At 63.5% G+C, this 14,658-nt stretch carries 18 protein-coding genes and 2 pseudogenes; 9 read left to right on the top strand and 11 right to left on the bottom strand.

Annotated features, from left to right (window positions below; all coding sequences use genetic code 11):
* Positions 1–89: 89 nt before the first annotated feature.
* The gene (locus M5J20_RS04685) at positions 90–1,106 is read right to left on the bottom strand and encodes an IS3 family transposase (RefSeq protein WP_253576915.1); all 1,017 of its coding nucleotides are present in this window, start codon (positions 1,104–1,106) and stop codon (positions 90–92) included.
* Positions 1,107–1,286: 180 nt separating this feature from the next.
* On the opposite strand from M5J20_RS04685, the gene M5J20_RS04680 reads away from it, so the two are divergent.
* Together M5J20_RS04680 and M5J20_RS04675 are read left to right on the top strand one after the other, a co-directional pair.
* Positions 1,287–1,568 carry a type II toxin-antitoxin system RelE/ParE family toxin gene (locus M5J20_RS04680; RefSeq protein WP_253576912.1) on the top strand — a complete coding sequence of 94 codons (282 nt, stop codon included), beginning with the start codon at positions 1,287–1,289 and terminating at the stop codon, positions 1,566–1,568.
* Positions 1,569–1,602: 34 nt separating this feature from the next.
* Positions 1,603–1,863, top strand: coding sequence for a HigA family addiction module antitoxin (locus M5J20_RS04675; protein WP_253576964.1), 261 nt, complete (start codon positions 1,603–1,605; stop codon positions 1,861–1,863).
* Between the two features lie 54 nt (positions 1,864–1,917).
* On the opposite strand, the gene arfB is transcribed toward M5J20_RS04675, so the two are convergent.
* From arfB to merA, 6 genes are all read right to left on the bottom strand, one after another.
* A complete protein-coding gene (gene arfB, locus M5J20_RS04670; protein ID WP_253576909.1) occupies positions 1,918–2,361 on the bottom strand; it encodes an alternative ribosome rescue aminoacyl-tRNA hydrolase ArfB in 444 nt (147 codons plus the stop codon).
* 31 nt (positions 2,362–2,392) lie between these two features.
* Positions 2,393–2,752: a putative glycolipid-binding domain-containing protein gene (locus M5J20_RS04665; protein ID WP_253576906.1), complete on the bottom strand. Its 360-nt coding sequence runs from the start codon at positions 2,750–2,752 to the stop codon at positions 2,393–2,395.
* 13 nt (positions 2,753–2,765) lie between these two features.
* The gene (locus M5J20_RS04660) at positions 2,766–2,984 is read right to left on the bottom strand and encodes a hypothetical protein (RefSeq protein WP_253576903.1); all 219 of its coding nucleotides are present in this window, start codon (positions 2,982–2,984) and stop codon (positions 2,766–2,768) included.
* A 90-nt stretch (positions 2,985–3,074) separates the two neighbouring features.
* Positions 3,075–3,359, bottom strand: coding sequence for a type II toxin-antitoxin system RelE family toxin (locus M5J20_RS04655; RefSeq protein WP_253576900.1), 285 nt, complete (start codon positions 3,357–3,359; stop codon positions 3,075–3,077).
* Positions 3,359–3,571, bottom strand: a complete 213-nt coding sequence (gene relB / locus M5J20_RS04650) for a type II toxin-antitoxin system RelB family antitoxin (protein WP_253576842.1) — start codon at positions 3,569–3,571, stop codon at positions 3,359–3,361. Before relB ends, M5J20_RS04655 begins: the two co-directional genes overlap by 1 nt.
* Positions 3,572–3,718: 147 nt before the next feature.
* Positions 3,719–5,137 carry a mercury(II) reductase gene (gene merA / locus M5J20_RS04645; protein WP_253576897.1) on the bottom strand — a complete coding sequence of 473 codons (1,419 nt, stop codon included), beginning with the start codon at positions 5,135–5,137 and terminating at the stop codon, positions 3,719–3,721.
* Between the two features lie 98 nt (positions 5,138–5,235).
* Here merA and M5J20_RS04640 point away from each other — a divergent pair, with 98 nt between their 5' ends.
* On the top strand, positions 5,236–5,625 hold the full coding sequence (locus M5J20_RS04640) for a heavy metal-responsive transcriptional regulator (RefSeq protein ID WP_005290994.1): 390 nt from the start codon (positions 5,236–5,238) through the stop codon (positions 5,623–5,625).
* A gap of 46 nt (positions 5,626–5,671) precedes the next feature.
* Here the strand turns inward: M5J20_RS04640 and M5J20_RS11345 are convergent.
* A pseudogene (locus M5J20_RS11345) lies at positions 5,672–5,917 on the bottom strand (LLM class flavin-dependent oxidoreductase); the annotation flags it as partial.
* Positions 5,918–5,935: 18 nt separating this feature from the next.
* Between M5J20_RS11345 and M5J20_RS11480 the strand changes: the two are divergent.
* On the top strand, positions 5,936–6,229 hold the full coding sequence (locus tag M5J20_RS11480) for a recombinase family protein (RefSeq protein WP_367614885.1): 294 nt from the start codon (positions 5,936–5,938) through the stop codon (positions 6,227–6,229).
* Between the two features lie 701 nt (positions 6,230–6,930).
* On the opposite strand, the gene M5J20_RS04620 is transcribed toward M5J20_RS11480, so the two are convergent.
* Positions 6,931–8,412 carry a multicopper oxidase family protein gene (locus tag M5J20_RS04620; RefSeq protein WP_253576888.1) on the bottom strand — a complete coding sequence of 494 codons (1,482 nt, stop codon included), beginning with the start codon at positions 8,410–8,412 and terminating at the stop codon, positions 6,931–6,933.
* A gap of 70 nt (positions 8,413–8,482) precedes the next feature.
* Positions 8,483–9,058 (bottom strand): CueP family metal-binding protein, encoded by a 576-nt coding sequence (locus tag M5J20_RS04615; protein ID WP_253576884.1) that lies wholly within the window; start codon positions 9,056–9,058, stop codon positions 8,483–8,485.
* Positions 9,059–9,461: 403 nt separating this feature from the next.
* Here M5J20_RS04615 and M5J20_RS04610 point away from each other — a divergent pair, with 403 nt between their 5' ends.
* From M5J20_RS04610 to M5J20_RS04600, 3 genes are all read left to right on the top strand, one after another.
* The gene (locus M5J20_RS04610; RefSeq protein WP_253576880.1) at positions 9,462–10,184 is read left to right on the top strand and encodes a two-component system response regulator CopR; all 723 of its coding nucleotides are present in this window, start codon (positions 9,462–9,464) and stop codon (positions 10,182–10,184) included.
* Positions 10,181–11,308, top strand: a complete 1,128-nt coding sequence (locus M5J20_RS04605; protein ID WP_253576877.1) for a two-component system sensor histidine kinase CopS — start codon at positions 10,181–10,183, stop codon at positions 11,306–11,308. The genes M5J20_RS04610 and M5J20_RS04605 overlap by 4 nt, the downstream gene beginning before the upstream one ends.
* Before the next feature lie 111 nt (positions 11,309–11,419).
* Entirely contained in the window at positions 11,420–11,746 is a 327-nt protein-coding gene (locus tag M5J20_RS04600; protein ID WP_253576874.1) for a heavy-metal-associated domain-containing protein, read from the top strand.
* Positions 11,747–11,752: 6 nt separating this feature from the next.
* Here M5J20_RS04600 and M5J20_RS04595 read toward each other — a convergent pair whose 3' ends face one another.
* Positions 11,753–11,998 (bottom strand): hypothetical protein, encoded by a 246-nt coding sequence (locus M5J20_RS04595; protein ID WP_253576871.1) that lies wholly within the window; start codon positions 11,996–11,998, stop codon positions 11,753–11,755.
* Between M5J20_RS04595 and M5J20_RS04590 the strand changes: the two genes are divergently transcribed.
* Positions 11,924–14,032, top strand: coding sequence for a copper-translocating P-type ATPase (locus M5J20_RS04590; RefSeq protein ID WP_253576869.1), 2,109 nt, complete (start codon positions 11,924–11,926; stop codon positions 14,030–14,032). The genes M5J20_RS04595 and M5J20_RS04590 overlap by 75 nt on opposite strands.
* A 16-nt stretch (positions 14,033–14,048) precedes the next feature.
* Positions 14,049–14,300: pseudogene (locus M5J20_RS04585) on the top strand (DUF305 domain-containing protein); the annotation flags it as partial.
* Positions 14,301–14,658: the final 358 nt, after the last annotated feature.

The raw sequence follows: 14,658 nt of genomic DNA, 5'->3' as shown, positions 1-14,658 counted from the left end.
ATCAGCTTCTCGCTGATCGCGTTGACCCTCGCCGGGTCATGGCCTTTCTTCGGTGACACCGTAGTCATTATCGGTGAAACTCCTTCAGATCAGAGCCTCACACACAAAATTCCTGACACCCTCCGCATGACGGCCAGCACGATCTTTTCTGACACGGTCACCCCCTGCTGTTTCAGGTGCGCGTGTATACGGCGGTAGCCATAGACCAAGTCCAGTTCCGTGGCCACCGCGGCAATGCGGCTCGCGATCTGGTCGCGGTGCTGCTGGCGACGCTGAGCCTGCTCACGCTGCAAAAGCTGGTCGTGATACGACGACTTTGCAATCCCGACTGCTTCACATGCCTGCTTGATGGTCATGGTGGTGTGCTCCCGCAGAAAGTCCACCGCGTGGGTTTTCACCGCGTTGGTGGGGTTTCTGCGGCCGTCAGCTTTTCCCGGACCACCGCGTTTCGTCTGCTCCTCAAGCTGGGTGTACAACCCGTGAATCATCGCGTCTTTGACCAGGTTGCGGTCGCGTTCCTGCTTCAACAACGCAACTACCGCGTCGTAATCGGCAGGCAGATCCTCAAGATCCGGCACCGGCCCTGGACCCGGCACCCACTGATCGACCCACGCCAACGCATCAGCCGGCACCTGCGACAGATCCGGCTGTCGCTGATCAGGGGCAGGTTCGGGGTCTGGTTTTTGGGGCCGTTTCGCCCGCTTAGGCGGGCGAGGAGGTAAAGCATCCATGCGTTTGATTGTCTCCGCCACGACCTCATCGAAGCTCAACGACGCGGCTTGTGAAGGATCTGGCCACATCGTCTGCGTCCACGACACCACCGAAAACACGCTCACCCCGTACGTATCGGCAACCTCCATGATCGACCGACCCGTCAACCTGGCCGCAACAGCAGCAGCCTTCACCCCTGGCGGGTGCTCCGTGTGAGGACGCGAGCGTAACGACTCGCCACGCTGAGCCCGGCGAACCCAATTACGCACCGCCGCTACACCCGGGCGGCGCCCAAACTCCTCCTCGATACGCCGGCACACCGCAACAGTAGAAACCCCCTCTTCAAACAACTCCACAGCACGCTGCCGCGCCGCCAAAGGAAAATACTTACCCATGTTGAACCCTTCCGCCCCGGCAGTGGTCCAACAAATCATCCGCGCCCCCGTTTTAGCGGTATTTCGTTGTTAATTCCGCACGCGCGCATCAAATGGTTATTTATCGACGACACTCCGTCGATTTTAAATTTAACGTATAACGTTATTGACGCTTCGCGTTATGGGGGATAGGGTGGAGTCGTGATCCAGTCGTTCGCCGACAAAGACACAGAGCGTCTCTGGAACCGAGATCGGGTGCGCTCGATCGATTCCCGGATCCACTCGGTGGCGTTGAGGAAGCTGCGCCAGCTTGGCTACGCGCAGAGCTTGGACGAGCTTCGCATTCCACCAGGGAACCGGCTTGAGGCGCTCAAAGGCGACCGCAGGGGTCAACATAGTATTCGCATCAACGACCAGTGGCGGATCTGTTTTCGGTGGACCGCTGCTGGACCAGAGGAGGTTGAAATCCTTGACTACCACTGACAAGCTTCCTCCGGTTCACCCAGGAGAGATCCTCATGGAGGACTTCCTCAAAGGAATGGGAATCACTCAGCACAAGCTGGCCGTCTCCATCGGTGTTCCGCCCCGCCGGATCAACGAGATTGTCCACGGAAAGCGGGCTGTAACCGCGGACACTGCTCTCCGCTTGGCTAAGTTCTTCGGAATGAGCCCCCAGTTCTGGCTCGGGTTACAGGCTCAATATGACTTGGACGTGGCGGAAGACAAGATCCTCTCGGAAATCGAGCGGATTCAACCGATCCAAGCTGTCTCAGCGTAGCGGTTACCCGAACCAGGTCCGTCAGCGTGAGGATATGCACGCGGATCGTTCGAACTAGGGAATTTGCGGCCGCCGTCGCGAGGACTTGAGTTCAGAGCGCCGCTTCTTCGCTTCGAGACGGCGTCGCACCGAGCTCCGCGTCGGCTTGGTCCTGCGTCGCGGGGGAGGAGGCGGAGCGAGCGCCTCGCGCAACAGAGCGGCCATGCGACCTCGTGCCTCGGCGCGGTTGCGTACCTGCAATCGCTGGGTCGATGCGGTAACGGTAAGGACGGTGCCGTCTAGGCGGTGCTCAAGGTTGTGGAGGACGCGGCGACGCTGGGCGTCGGAGAGCGATGAGCACGTAGCGATATCAACGGAAAGCTGCACTTTGCTGTCCGTAGTATTGACGCCTTGGCCGCCTGGTCCCGACGACTTCGCGAACCGCTCCGTCAGGTCGGCGGCGACGATGACCAGACCGCCGGGGATCCCTGGGCCAGGCGCGATGGTCAGATCGTTCATATAGCGCAGTTTACTTAGAGTTGCTTCTGGATCAGACCCGCCGTGCGAGATCGGGGTAGTGTATGACCACTCCGTCACCGTCGACCTCCAACTCGACGTCGACTCCCCGTGTTCCGCTTGCGTATCTGACAGTTTTGGCATCGATGGAGCTGTAATACTGGTCTGACGCGATCACCTGGAGGGACGGCATATCAATCCAAGCCATGATCAGCTGCGTTTTCGGAACCTGAGTCTCAAGCAGCGCCAAGCGACGAATAGGCATTGTGTTGGTGAGAGGGCACAGACCGAGATCGCAATCAAGTGCGTCCTTCAGGTCGGCTGACTGGACGATACCGGGGGAGGGCAGATCTTCGGGCTGGGTGCCCCCTTCACTAGTTTCCGCCGACCACATGCCTTGCTCGGACCTAACCAGCTTGAGGCTTCGCCCCCCAACCGTCGCCTTCAACGTGCACCGATACACGTTCGGTCATCCAGTTCTCCGCGGCGCGCAGCTCCCACGTGGCCTCGTAACCATCGCCGTATTGCACTCCGGAAGCGGTTAAACCGCCTCCAAGAAATTGAACTGCGGCCTCGTTCCGGATGAGTGGAGTGTCAACGTGCTCCCACTTATACGTGCGCTCCATGGTGAGGATTTTACCGCGCTTGATGGTGCGAAAAGGCAGGTGGATTTCGCCTGAAACTCGGTCGGGTTCGAGTTCAACGTGTAGACGGGGTCACGAGTCGTAGACCGTGTCACGGCGCCCGATCGTGAACACCTCGATGATCACAAGATCGTCGTAGATATTAGCGAGAATCCGATAGGAACCCACTCGGTACCGCCATTCTCCGGAGTGGTTGCCTGTGAGGGCCTTACCGATTGCTCGTGGGTTGGTAGATCCTTCCAGATTCTTTTCAATCCAGCCTGCAAGGATGCGAGCATCGAACCTATCCATCTTGCGCAGCTGCTTGCGCGCCTTTGAAGTTAGTCGCACGCTGTATCTGGAAGTTAGTTCTTCCATTAGCCGAGTTCGTCGAGTATTTCCTGGATGGTGAAGCGCTGCCCATCGTCTTCTGCCATCGCGTCCCGCAGTTCCTGAAGATCGTGTGCATCCTCGATCTTTTCCAAAATTGCGTTCCGGGCGAAGTCCGAAAGGGTAATTCCTTCAAAACTTGCGAACCTACGCACCAGCTCAGCATCTCGATCATCCATGCGGATAGTCATCGTGGCCATGAGTGTCCTTCACTTTCGATGAATACAATGTATTCCATTATTTCCGTGAGGTTTCAATACGTCAAGAACAGCGTCGTTCGTCGCGGTCCTGATCGGCGCTCATCGTCTGCTTCAGGATGAGATCTCCCCGATTGCCTGCGTTGCCGTTCATGCGCAGCACGACAGCAGCGACGGGTCGGTGGTGAAGGCCTTCGCGGCGATCCGGATGCCCTCGGCCATGGTCAGGTAGGGGGCCCAGGCGTTGGCGACCTCGGCGACGGTCCTGCCGAGCACGTGGACGCCTGCGGCGGCGAGCTCCCCGGCGTCCTTGGCGACGGCGGTCAGGCCGAGGATCTCGTTCGTCTCGGCGTTCACGACGATCTTGATGAACCCGCGGGTGTCGCGGTTCACCAAGGCGCGGGGCACGTGGTGCAGGGGCAGGACGCGGCAGTCGCAGCGGATCCCCGCGGCGAGGACGTCCTTCTCGGTCATCCCGACCGCGCCGATCGCGGGCCCGGTGAACGTCACCCGCGGCAGGCGGGCGTAGTCGACGGACCGGTCGGCGTCGGCGAACGCGTTCTCGGCGACGAGGGTGCCGTGGTGGGCGGCGACGTAGACGAACTCGGGGTGCCCGGTCACGTCGCCCGCGGCCCAGACCCGCGGGTTCGAGGACTGCAGCCGGTCGGAGACGACCACCTCGCCGGAGTCTCCGGTATTCACCCCGACCGCATCGAGGTTCAGGCCATCGGTGACGGGACGGCGTCCGAGGGCGACCAGGACCTGGTCGGCGCGGAACTCCTGCGAGCCGCCGGACAAGGCGGCGGTCACGACGGCCTCGCCTCCCGTGCCGCGGGAGACCCGGGTGGGCACTGCGCGGCTGACGACGCGGATGCCCTCGTCGGCGAACACCTCCTGGAGCGCCTTCGACACCTCCGGCTCCTCCTTCGAGGCGAGCTGGGACCGCACGAGCAGCGTGACCTGCGAGCCGAGGCGGGCGAACAGCTGCGCCTGCTCCAGGGCGACGTAGCCGCCGAGCACCAGCAGCGACTCGGGGACCTCCGTCAGCTCCATCGCCGTGGTCGAGGTCAGGTATCCGGTCTCCTCCAGGCCGTCGATCGGCGGTGCCCACGGGCGAGAACCAGTCGCGACCAGGTAGTGGTGGGCCTCGATGGTCTCGACGCTTCCGTCGGATCCGGCAACATCGAGAACCGGCGCATCAGGGGTGCCCACGAACGAGGCGTCGCCGCGGAGGACCTGCCAGCCGTAGGAGTCGGCGACGTCGGCGTACTTCTCGCCGCGCAGCGACTCCACCAACGCTTGCTTCCCAGCGATCAGCGCGGGCATGTCGACGGGATCCGCCGTCGTCGCGATCCCGGGGAACCGGGTTGCGGCGTCGACCGCGACGTGCCGCGCGCCGGCCGCGGCGATGAGCGCCTTCGACGGGACGCAGCCCGTGTTCACGCAGGTGCCGCCGAGCGTCCCGCGCTCGATCATCACCACCGACTTCCCGAGCGTGCTGGCGCGGATCGCAGCGGCGAACGCGCCGCCTCCCGATCCGATGATGGCGAGATCGTACTTCGTAGGCATCGCTGCTCCTGTCAACTCTTGGCTTTCTGCTCTGTCTCAGCCATACTGGACCTTCCAGTGCAGGGGAAGGTCAAGCGCGGCCACGGAGGGAGACAGCAATGTGGATCGGAGAACTCGCCGAGAGGGCGGGCACTACCGCGAAGACCCTTCGCTTCTACGAGGAACAGGGCCTTCTGCCCCCGACCGAGCGCACGCCGTCCGGATACCGCGACTACGCGCCCGAGACGGTCGCTCGGATCGACTTCATCCACCGCGGCCAGGCCGCGGGCCTCACCCTCGCCCAGATCCGCCAGATCCTCGACATCCGCGACGGCGGCCATGCGCCCTGCGAGCACGTGCGCGACCTGCTTGACGTGCGCCTCGCTGAGATCGAGCAGCAGATCGCGCAGCTCTCCGTGCTGCGCGACACTATCGCGGACCTTAGCCAGGACGCCGCGCACCCGGATCCTGAAACGTGCAGCACCGATCAAGTGTGTAGGTACTTGTAGACGGCGGGAGTCAATGACTCAAACGCTACAACCCCGATATGCGCTAGCGCATGTCGATGCCGCCGGTGCCCACCTCGATGATTTTGGTGGTGGCCGCGATAGCACACAGCAGCGGCATCGGGGTGGAGGCCTGCAGCGCGAAGTGGTGGATTCGGAAGGACGCGTTGTTCACGCCGATTTCGTCCGCAGCCTGGGTGATCTCCAGACGAGTCTTGGCGATCTTTTCCGCAGATGGCCCGCACTAGCTGCCGAAGGCGTAATGCCCGAAGCTTAAGAAGCCGAACGCTTTCATTGGATAACACTCCTTTTGATGGTGTTAACGAGAGGGAGTAACTTTGCAACGACATACCGTCGAGTTCAAGTTCAACGTAACCTAAGGCGAGCAAGTGCTAGTCGTGTGACAACACGTGCTGCCATGTACGGTCTTGCCACCGAGCGTCAGCGAGAAGACTGTAAAGCCATTGCAAAGCAGTGTGGCTGGACGGTCGTACACACCTATGTGGAGCAGTCGATCTCGGCCTCTAAGAAAGACGTGGAACGTCCCGACTACGACGCGATGGTCGCTAGTCTTAAGCGAGGCGAGCTAGACGCGATTATTTGCTAGGACTTGGATCGTCTACACGACAGCCTGCGCAGATCGAGTGGATCGACAGAGCGGAAGAGCACGGGTTGAAGCTTTGTTACCGCGAATGGTGATGGGGACCTCCGTACTGACGGAGGCCGGATGTTCGCGCGCATCAAGGCGGCCGTAGCACGCAGGGAAGTCGAGCGTAAAGGGGCTAGGTTGATCGGTGTGCATCATCCACCCAGGTTCAGGCGCACACGTTTTAATCGCCTGAGCTAAGGATTCGGCGGTCAACGCTGTCGTCGGCGATGTAGCCACGGTGTGGGCAACGATTGAACGGTCGAACAGGTCCATCACCGGTGACAGGTAGACCCTCCTCCGTCAGCGACGGGTCGGAGAAGTCCGGCAGCGGGGCACGTTCCTCCTCTGCGTAGATAATCTCGGTGTGGCCTCCTGGTGAGTGGAACTGGAAGGTGCCCCCGACGGCGACGGCGTTTCGGGCGCCGTCGCCTGAAGATCAGGCCACCAGGGTCACGGCGGTGAGCACCGCGGCAACCGCGATGGCGGCTCTGCGGGGGTGTGCTCGGCATGGACTAGATCTCCATATTCCGGGGTGGTGGGGAAGAAGACGGTGTTCTGGTTGTCCCGGAAGACCACAACACCGAGGAAGGTCATCGTGCTGCGCGGTGGGTGGTCTGCAGCGACTCTGCCCACCTCGGCACTCAACCCTGCTGTGGGGGTTACTCGTAGCGAAGCGAGCTGAGCATCCCGGCTTCCATGTGATAGGCGTTATGGCAGTGAAATGCCCACTCACCGGGGTTGTCAGCGATCAGGTCGGCGATCATGGTTTCACCGTGGCGGAGAAGGACGGTGTCCTTGCGTAGCCCGCCGCTGCTGGGCAGCGCCCACGTGTGGCCGTGGATGTGCATGGGATGGGGCATCATGGTCCTGTTGCGCATAACCATCCGCAGGCGCTGGCCCTCCTGCACGGTCGCGGAGGAGGATTGGCCGTCGGTGAGAATGATCCATTCATACGGCATCATCTGCCCGCCCAGGTCGATGATGACTTCTCGGTCTGGTGTGCCCTCGGGCAGGAGTGCACGGTCTGCTGGCTTCAGGGAGGACAGAAGCAGTCCGGTGGACGACAACTCGGGGAAGTCGACATCGGGGCGGGGGGCCTGGCCACCGGCGGTGCGGATGACGGCGAAGGCGCGGTCGTCCTTACCCACCGCCAAAGCCGTGAGCGGGAAGATGCCGTCGCCGAGGATGACCTCGACGTCGACACGCTCGCCCATCGACAGGTAGATCGATTCGGTCTCCCAGGGCTGGACAGGGAAGCCGTCGGTGTGGGTGACGGTCATGCGGTGACCACCGAGGGCCACCTTAAAGATGGTGTCACCGCCGGAGTTGATAAACCGCAGGCGGGCCTTGTCGCCCGGGCGAGCCTCGAAGGTCCGGTGAGCACGGGGGATACGTCCGTTGATGAGGTAGTGCGGATACATCACATCGCCGACATCCCCGCCCAGTGCCCGGTCCGGGGTGCCGTGCATCATCTGGCCGTGACCTCCCATTCCCATCCTCCCGTTAAGCTCGCCCGAACCCATTCCGGTGAGCTTGTCGAGCTCATCGTCGGGAGTGCCCTGAATGCCATCGACCCAGTCGTCGAGCACGATGGTCCACTCGACGTCCTGGTCCTCAGCGTCTTGCGGGTCACGGATGATCAGTGGGGCGTGGAGGCCGCGATCGAGCTGCAGGCCGGTGTGGGAATGGTAGAAGTAGGTGCCACCGTGGGGGACTTCAAAAACATAGGAGAAAGACTCGCCAGGTTCAATGGGGTCCTGGGTCATGCCGGGCACACCGTCGGCTGCGTTGTGGAGTGCGATGCCATGCCAGTGGATGGAGGTGCTCTCAGGCAGTTCATTGGTGATATCGACCTGGAGGACGTCGCCGGCGGTGGCCTCAATGGCTGCATCCCCGGTGTCAGAGACGTATCCCCACGTCTTGGCTTCGATGCCGCCGATATCCAGGGAGAGGGGCCGGGCGGTCAGTGTCCGGCGCACCGTCGGCTCACCGAGCGCAGTGGGGGTGGGAGTGGGGCGAAGGGAGGGACCTGGTGCCGAGGCAGCGGGTCCGGGGTCGCTGGTGCAGGCGGCCACGGCCCCGGTGCCGGCGAGGACGAGCCCGCCGAGCAGAAACTGTCGTCGGGAAAAAGCGTTCGTCATGTTTAACCGTCCTTGGTGCAAGATTTCAGTGACACGGGAGACAGGCGCAGGTGAGGACCCTGCTGAGCCATCACGTCAGGCGCAGGTCTGTGACACAGGTGGCACCGTCGTCGGTGGTGGAAAACTCCGTGGTGCCGGTACGCCCCTGGTAGCTGACCTCAATCAGGCCGGTGACATCATCGGGAAGCCAGAAGCCAATAAACCCGTTGTCGAAGGTGGTTGTCGCCTCGTCCACCAGCACCTCACCGGTTGCCTCATCGGTGATCGTGACCTGGATATCCTCATTGCCGAGTTCCCCCAGGCAGGTCGTGAGGCTGTGGTAGAAGCAGTCGTGGGTGGAGGTGAGATAGGGTGCGATCGAGACATACGTCTGATTGTCGGGAAGATCGACCACGACTTCCTGGTCATCGCTCGAGAGCAGCAGTTCATTGGCACGCACTGAGGCGATCAGATCCGTGGGACGTTCAGTGACCTTCTGCCGGTCGAGGTGATCAATGATCTCCACCGCGTCCATGGCGGCCAGGCCATGGGTAGTCAGGAATGTATCCTGGGGCTCCGTCCCGTCGGCGGTGGGTTCCGGGTCGGCGGCCGAACACCCCGTGAGGGCGAGGGCAAGGGCGGCGGCTGCGATCGCTGCTCGTTTCACGTCAATCTCCTTGGATCTTGGTAAGACCGTGGGAAGACACCGCCTCAAGGTCGATGCCATACTTTTATCTAGCACGGGTGCCTGACGGACTAGAAGTGAAAAACCCTGCTCACAGCCTTATAACAGGGCGAAAAGGGGGTGAATTCGGTGGGCTGGGTCACCACCGGGACACCACCCCACAGCCGTGGGCGATGTCCTTCTACCCGCCCCGGGTATGCGGTGCAGGCAGTGAAATCCCTGGTGGCGCCTGCTGAACCGACCAGGGGAGGCGATGTCGTCGGCCCGGGGTGGGGCACAGGGGTGACGGCGGTCGAAGGGTGATGTTTGAAGATTTGATGAAGATTTCCCCGCCGGGCACTGAGCGAGGGTGGTATTCCCCCTAGCCGGAGCGATACTGGGGTCTATGGCTGACCGCACACCGACCACCGCCACGCCCCCGGGGCGGGTGCTGGTCGTCGATGATGAACAACCCCTGGCTCAGATGGTGGCCTCCTACCTCATCCGGGCCGGCTTCGATACCCGCCAGGCGCACACCGGCACCCAGGCCGTGGACGAGGCCCGTCGCTTTTCCCCCGATGTTGTGGTGCTGGATCTGGGGCTGCCCGAACTCGACGGCCTGGAGGTGTGCCGACGGATCCGCACCTTCTCGGACTGCTACATCCTCATGCTCACCGCGCGTGGCAGCGAGGACGACAAGATCAGCGGTTTGACCCTGGGGGCGGATGACTACATCACCAAACCTTTTAGCATCCGGGAACTGGTGACCCGGGTGCATGCGGTGCTGCGCCGCCCGCGCACCAGCACCACCCCACCGCAGGTGACCACCCCCTTGATTGTTGGTGACCTCATCCTTGACCCCATCGCCCATCAGGTGCGGGTAAGGGAGACGACCGTGGAGCTCACCCGCACGGAGTTCGAGCTGCTGGTTGCCCTGGCCCTGCGCCCCGGCCAGGTGCTGACCCGCCACGACCTGGTCACCGAGGTCTGGGACACGACCTGGGTCGGTGATGAACGCATCGTCGATGTCCACATCGGCAACTTGCGTCGCAAGCTCGGCACCGACACCCGGGGCCGGGGGTTTATCGACACCGTGCGTGGCGTGGGCTACCGGGTGGGGCAGCCATGAATCACGGACCCGGCCTGACCTTCCGCTTCCTGGCCGCCCAGGTGTTGGCCGTGGTGATTAGCCTGCTGGTGGCCGCGGCCGTAGCCACGATGGTGGGCCCGACCCTGTTCCATGATCATATGTTGATGACCGGCCGGGAGGACCCCTCGCTGGAGCTGTTCCATGCCGAGCGGGCCTACCGGGACGCCAACCTGATCACCCTGGCCGTCGCCCTGCCCACCGCCTTGATCAGCGCCCTGCTGGCCAGCCAGTGGTTGTCGCGTCGCCTGCGCACCCCCCTGCAGGATCTCACCCGCGCCGCTACCAGCCTGGCGGCCGGAAACTACCGTATCCGTGTGCCCGCCGGAGAAGCAGGCCCCGAGGTCACCACCCTGGCGCATGCCTTCAACACCATGGCCGACCGGCTGGAACACACCGAACAGGTCCGCCGCCAGATGCTCTCTGATCTGGCCCACGAAATGGGCACCCCCTTATCGGTGCTCACAATCTACCTCGATGGTCTCCAGGACGGGGCCGTGGACTGGAATAATGCCACCCACACGATCATGGCTGACCAACTCACCCGCCTGACCCGGTTGATGGAAGACATCGACGAAGTCTCCCGGGCCCAGGAACACCGGATCGATTTGGACCTGGTGGAGGAAGGGCTCGGGGATCTGCTCCATACCGCCGCTGCTGCCGCGGGGGAAGCCTATGCTGACAAGGGCGTCGATTTACAGGTCGAGACCATTACGGACACCGCCCGGGTGCTCGTGGACCGGCAACGCTTCGGCCAGGTGATGAGCAATCTCCTGTCGAACGCGCTACGGCACACCCCGGCCGGCGGGCAAGTCCGGATCAGCGTCCACCGACAGGGGGCGTCCACCGCGCTCATCCACGTCGCCGATGACGGCGAGGGCATCCCACCTGGCCAGCTCGGACACATCTTCGAACGCTTCTACCGGGGGGATGCCGCCCGCAGCCGGGACAACGGCGGGGCCGGTATCGGTCTGACCATCTCCAAGGCATTGATCGAGGCCCACGGCGGCACTCTCACCGCGACCTCCCCCGGACCCGGTCGCGGAGCGGTGTTTGCCATCCGCCTCCCACTGTCCCCTCCCGACAGTGAGGAGGCTGCCCGGTGACCACACCCTGCCCCGCGCGAGGGCCGCGCCCTCCACCCCTTGGAGATATACGCCAGGGGGGTATACACCAGATAGCATCGCCGAATCCCACCGACCCGTAGGAGCTTTCCCATGATCACCTCCCCGCCCCGCCTCTTGCCGATGGCCTCCCACGGCTGCAGCTGTTGCGGACCTGCCTCAGGTGCCGACACCGCCTCCATCCCTGCCGCCAGCGACTCGTCAGCAGGAGGGGCCTCCCCTAGCTACCAGGTCACCGGCCTGACCTGCGGGCACTGCGCGAAAAGCGTGACCCAGGCCCTTCAGGCACTCCCTCAGGTCGACGACGTCCAGGTTGATCTCGCTGCTGGTGGTGTTTCCACCGTCACGGTCACCGGTGTCGTACCTCCGGAGATGGTTCGCCGGGCCATCGAGGAGGCCGGCTACACCGTCTTATCCTGATCAGTTTTACCCATCATCTCGACCCCGACCGGGTTGAGCGAAAGGAACGTCATGAGCACTCCCCACCATTCCGGCGATCACCATGGTGATCACCCCGCTCCGGAAACAGACCACACCCACCACCCGGATCATGCCAGCCACGAACACCACGCAGATGCAGACACCCACGGCCAGGCGATGCCCCACGATCACCCGCACTCCGCCCTGGACGAAGACCACCAAGTTCATGGTCACGGCGAACACGCCGGACACAGCACCGCAATGTTTCGGGACCGATTCTGGTGGTCGCTGATTCTGTCCATTCCCGTCGTTATTTTCAGCCCCATGGTCGCCCAGCTGCTCGGCTACCACCTCCCGGCTTTCCCCGGATCCACCTGGATCCCCCCGGTGCTGGGCACGATCATCTTCGTCTACGGCGGAACGCCTTTCCTCAAGGGCGGATGGAAAGAACTGAAATCCCGCCAACCCGGGATGATGCTCCTGATCGCCATGGCCATCACCGTGGCGTTTGTCGCCTCCTGGGTCACCACTCTGGGGCTGGGCGGTTTGGAGCTGGACTTCTGGTGGGAGCTGGCCCTGCTGGTGACCATCATGCTGCTGGGCCACTGGCTGGAGATGCGCGCTCTCGGGGCCGCGTCCTCCGCGCTTGACGCGCTGGCTGCCCTGCTGCCGGATGAGGCCGAGAAAGTCATCGACGGGACCACCCGCACCGTGGCCATCTCCGAGCTGGTCGTCGACGACGTCGTGCTGGTGAGGGCCGGTGCCCGGGTGCCGGCCGACGGAACCATCCTCGACGGAGCCGCCGAATTCGATGAGGCGATGATCACCGGCGAATCCCGTCCCGTCTTCCGCGACACCGGTGACAAGGTGGTCGCCGGTACCGTGGCCACCGACAACACCGTCCGCATCCGGGTGGAGGCTACCGGCGGGGACACCGCTCTGGCCGGGATCCAACGCATGGTTGCCGACGCCCAGGAGTCCTCCTCCCGGGCCCAGGCCCTCGCGGATCGGGCGGCGGCGTTGTTGTTCTGGTTCGCGCTGATCTCCGCTCTGATCACCGCGGTGGTGTGGACCATCATCGGCAGCCCGGACGATGCCGTGGTGCGCACGGTCACGGTGCTGGTCATCGCCTGCCCGCACGCCCTGGGCCTGGCGATTCCGCTGGTCATTGCGATCTCCACCGAGCGGGCCGCGAAATCCGGGGTGCTCATCAAGGACCGGATGGCGCTCGAGCGGATGCGCACCATCGACGTGGTGCTCTTCGACAAAACCGGCACCCTGACCGAGGGTGCGCACGCGGTCACCGATGTCGCGGCAGCTGTCGGCGTCACCGAGGGCGAGCTACTGGCCCTGGCCGCCGCCGCGGAGGCCGACAGCGAGCACCCCGTGGCCCGCGCCATCGTGGCTGCCGCGGCCGCCCATCCCGAGGCCTCCCGTCGGCAAATCCGTGCAACTGGTTTCAGCGCCGCCTCCGGCCGAGGGGTCCGGGCCACTGTCGATGGCGCTGAGATCCTCGTGGGCGGGCCGAACATGCTGCGCGAGTTCAACCTCACCACCCCGACCGAGCTCACCGACACCACCAGCGCCTGGACCGGGCGTGGGGCCGGTGTGCTCCATATTGTCCGCGATGGTCAGATCATCGGTGCGGTGGCCGTCGAGGACAAGATCCGCCCCGAATCCCGCGCCGCCGTGAAAGCCTTGCAGGACCGCGGGGTGAGGGTCGCGATGATCACCGGTGACGCGCAGCAGGTGGCCCAGGCGGTTGGCCAGGATCTGGGGATCGATGAGGTCTTCGCCGAGGTCCTGCCCCAGGACAAGGACACCAAGGTTACCCAGTTACAGGAGCGTGGCCTGAGCGTGGCCATGGTCGGCGACGGTGTCAACGACGCCCCCGCTCTGACCCGCGCGGAGGTCGGTATCGCCATCGGGGCCGGCACGGATGTGGCCATGGAATCCGCCGGAGTGGTCCTGGCCAGTGATGACCCGCGGGCAGTGCTGTCGATGATTGAGCTCTCGCAGGCCAGCTACCGCAAGATGATCCAGAACCTCATCTGGGCCTCTGGCTACAACATCCTCGCCGTGCCGCTGGCCGCCGGCGTGCTCGCCCCGATCGGGTTCGTGCTGTCCCCGGCCGTGGGCGCGATCTTGATGTCTGCCTCGACCATCGTGGTGGCCCTGAACGCCCAGCTGTTGCGCCGCATTGATCTGGATCCGGCTCACCTGGCTCCGGCCGAGTCGAAGGAGGAACACACCACGCCTACTCCGGCATCCACCGCCGTCCACTGATCCACCAGGAATGAATCACGGCGAGATGGGTGGCATAAGCGGGATGATGAGCCAGGAGGACATGACAGCCCTTGAGGAAGCCCAGGGCACTGAGGCTGCCCGCCTCTACCTGGAGCAGATGACCGCCCACCACGAAGGTGCGGCCGACATGGCCCGTGACGAGGTTGCTGACGGCCAGAATCCCCATGCGATCACCCTGGCCGAACAAATTATCAACGACCAGGAGGCCGAGATCGCCCAGATGCAGCAGATGCTCACTGACCTATGACAGGTCCCCGTCTTTTTCTGATCCCGAGGACAGGAATCTGAAAAAGAGGGATAACCGTGACGATTGCCACCTGCTGCGGGTGATGGGTCGTTGTCACCGCAGCGGGTGCACCGGGGTGGATGTTTCTTCTCCCTCTGCTCGCCCCACTGAGGAAAGGGGAAAGCTCCTGTGTCCAGACCCTTGGAGGACTACGCATTATTGTCCGATACTCACACGGCCGCTCTGGTCTGCCGGCAGGGCAGTGTTGCGCGGGTGCATCTAGTAACACCGTGGTGGGTTTCGAGTAACGCGATGGTGAGTATCCAGTAACACCTTGGGGGACGATGCTGGTGACCGCGCGACTACAGGGCGCGCGGCA

The sequence above is a fragment of the Corynebacterium stercoris genome (genome assembly GCF_024160105.1).
Lineage (GTDB): Bacteria > Actinomycetota > Actinomycetes > Mycobacteriales > Mycobacteriaceae > Corynebacterium > Corynebacterium stercoris.
Note: the sequence above shows the minus strand (reverse complement) of the source record. Positions and strands in the feature narration are given on the sequence as shown.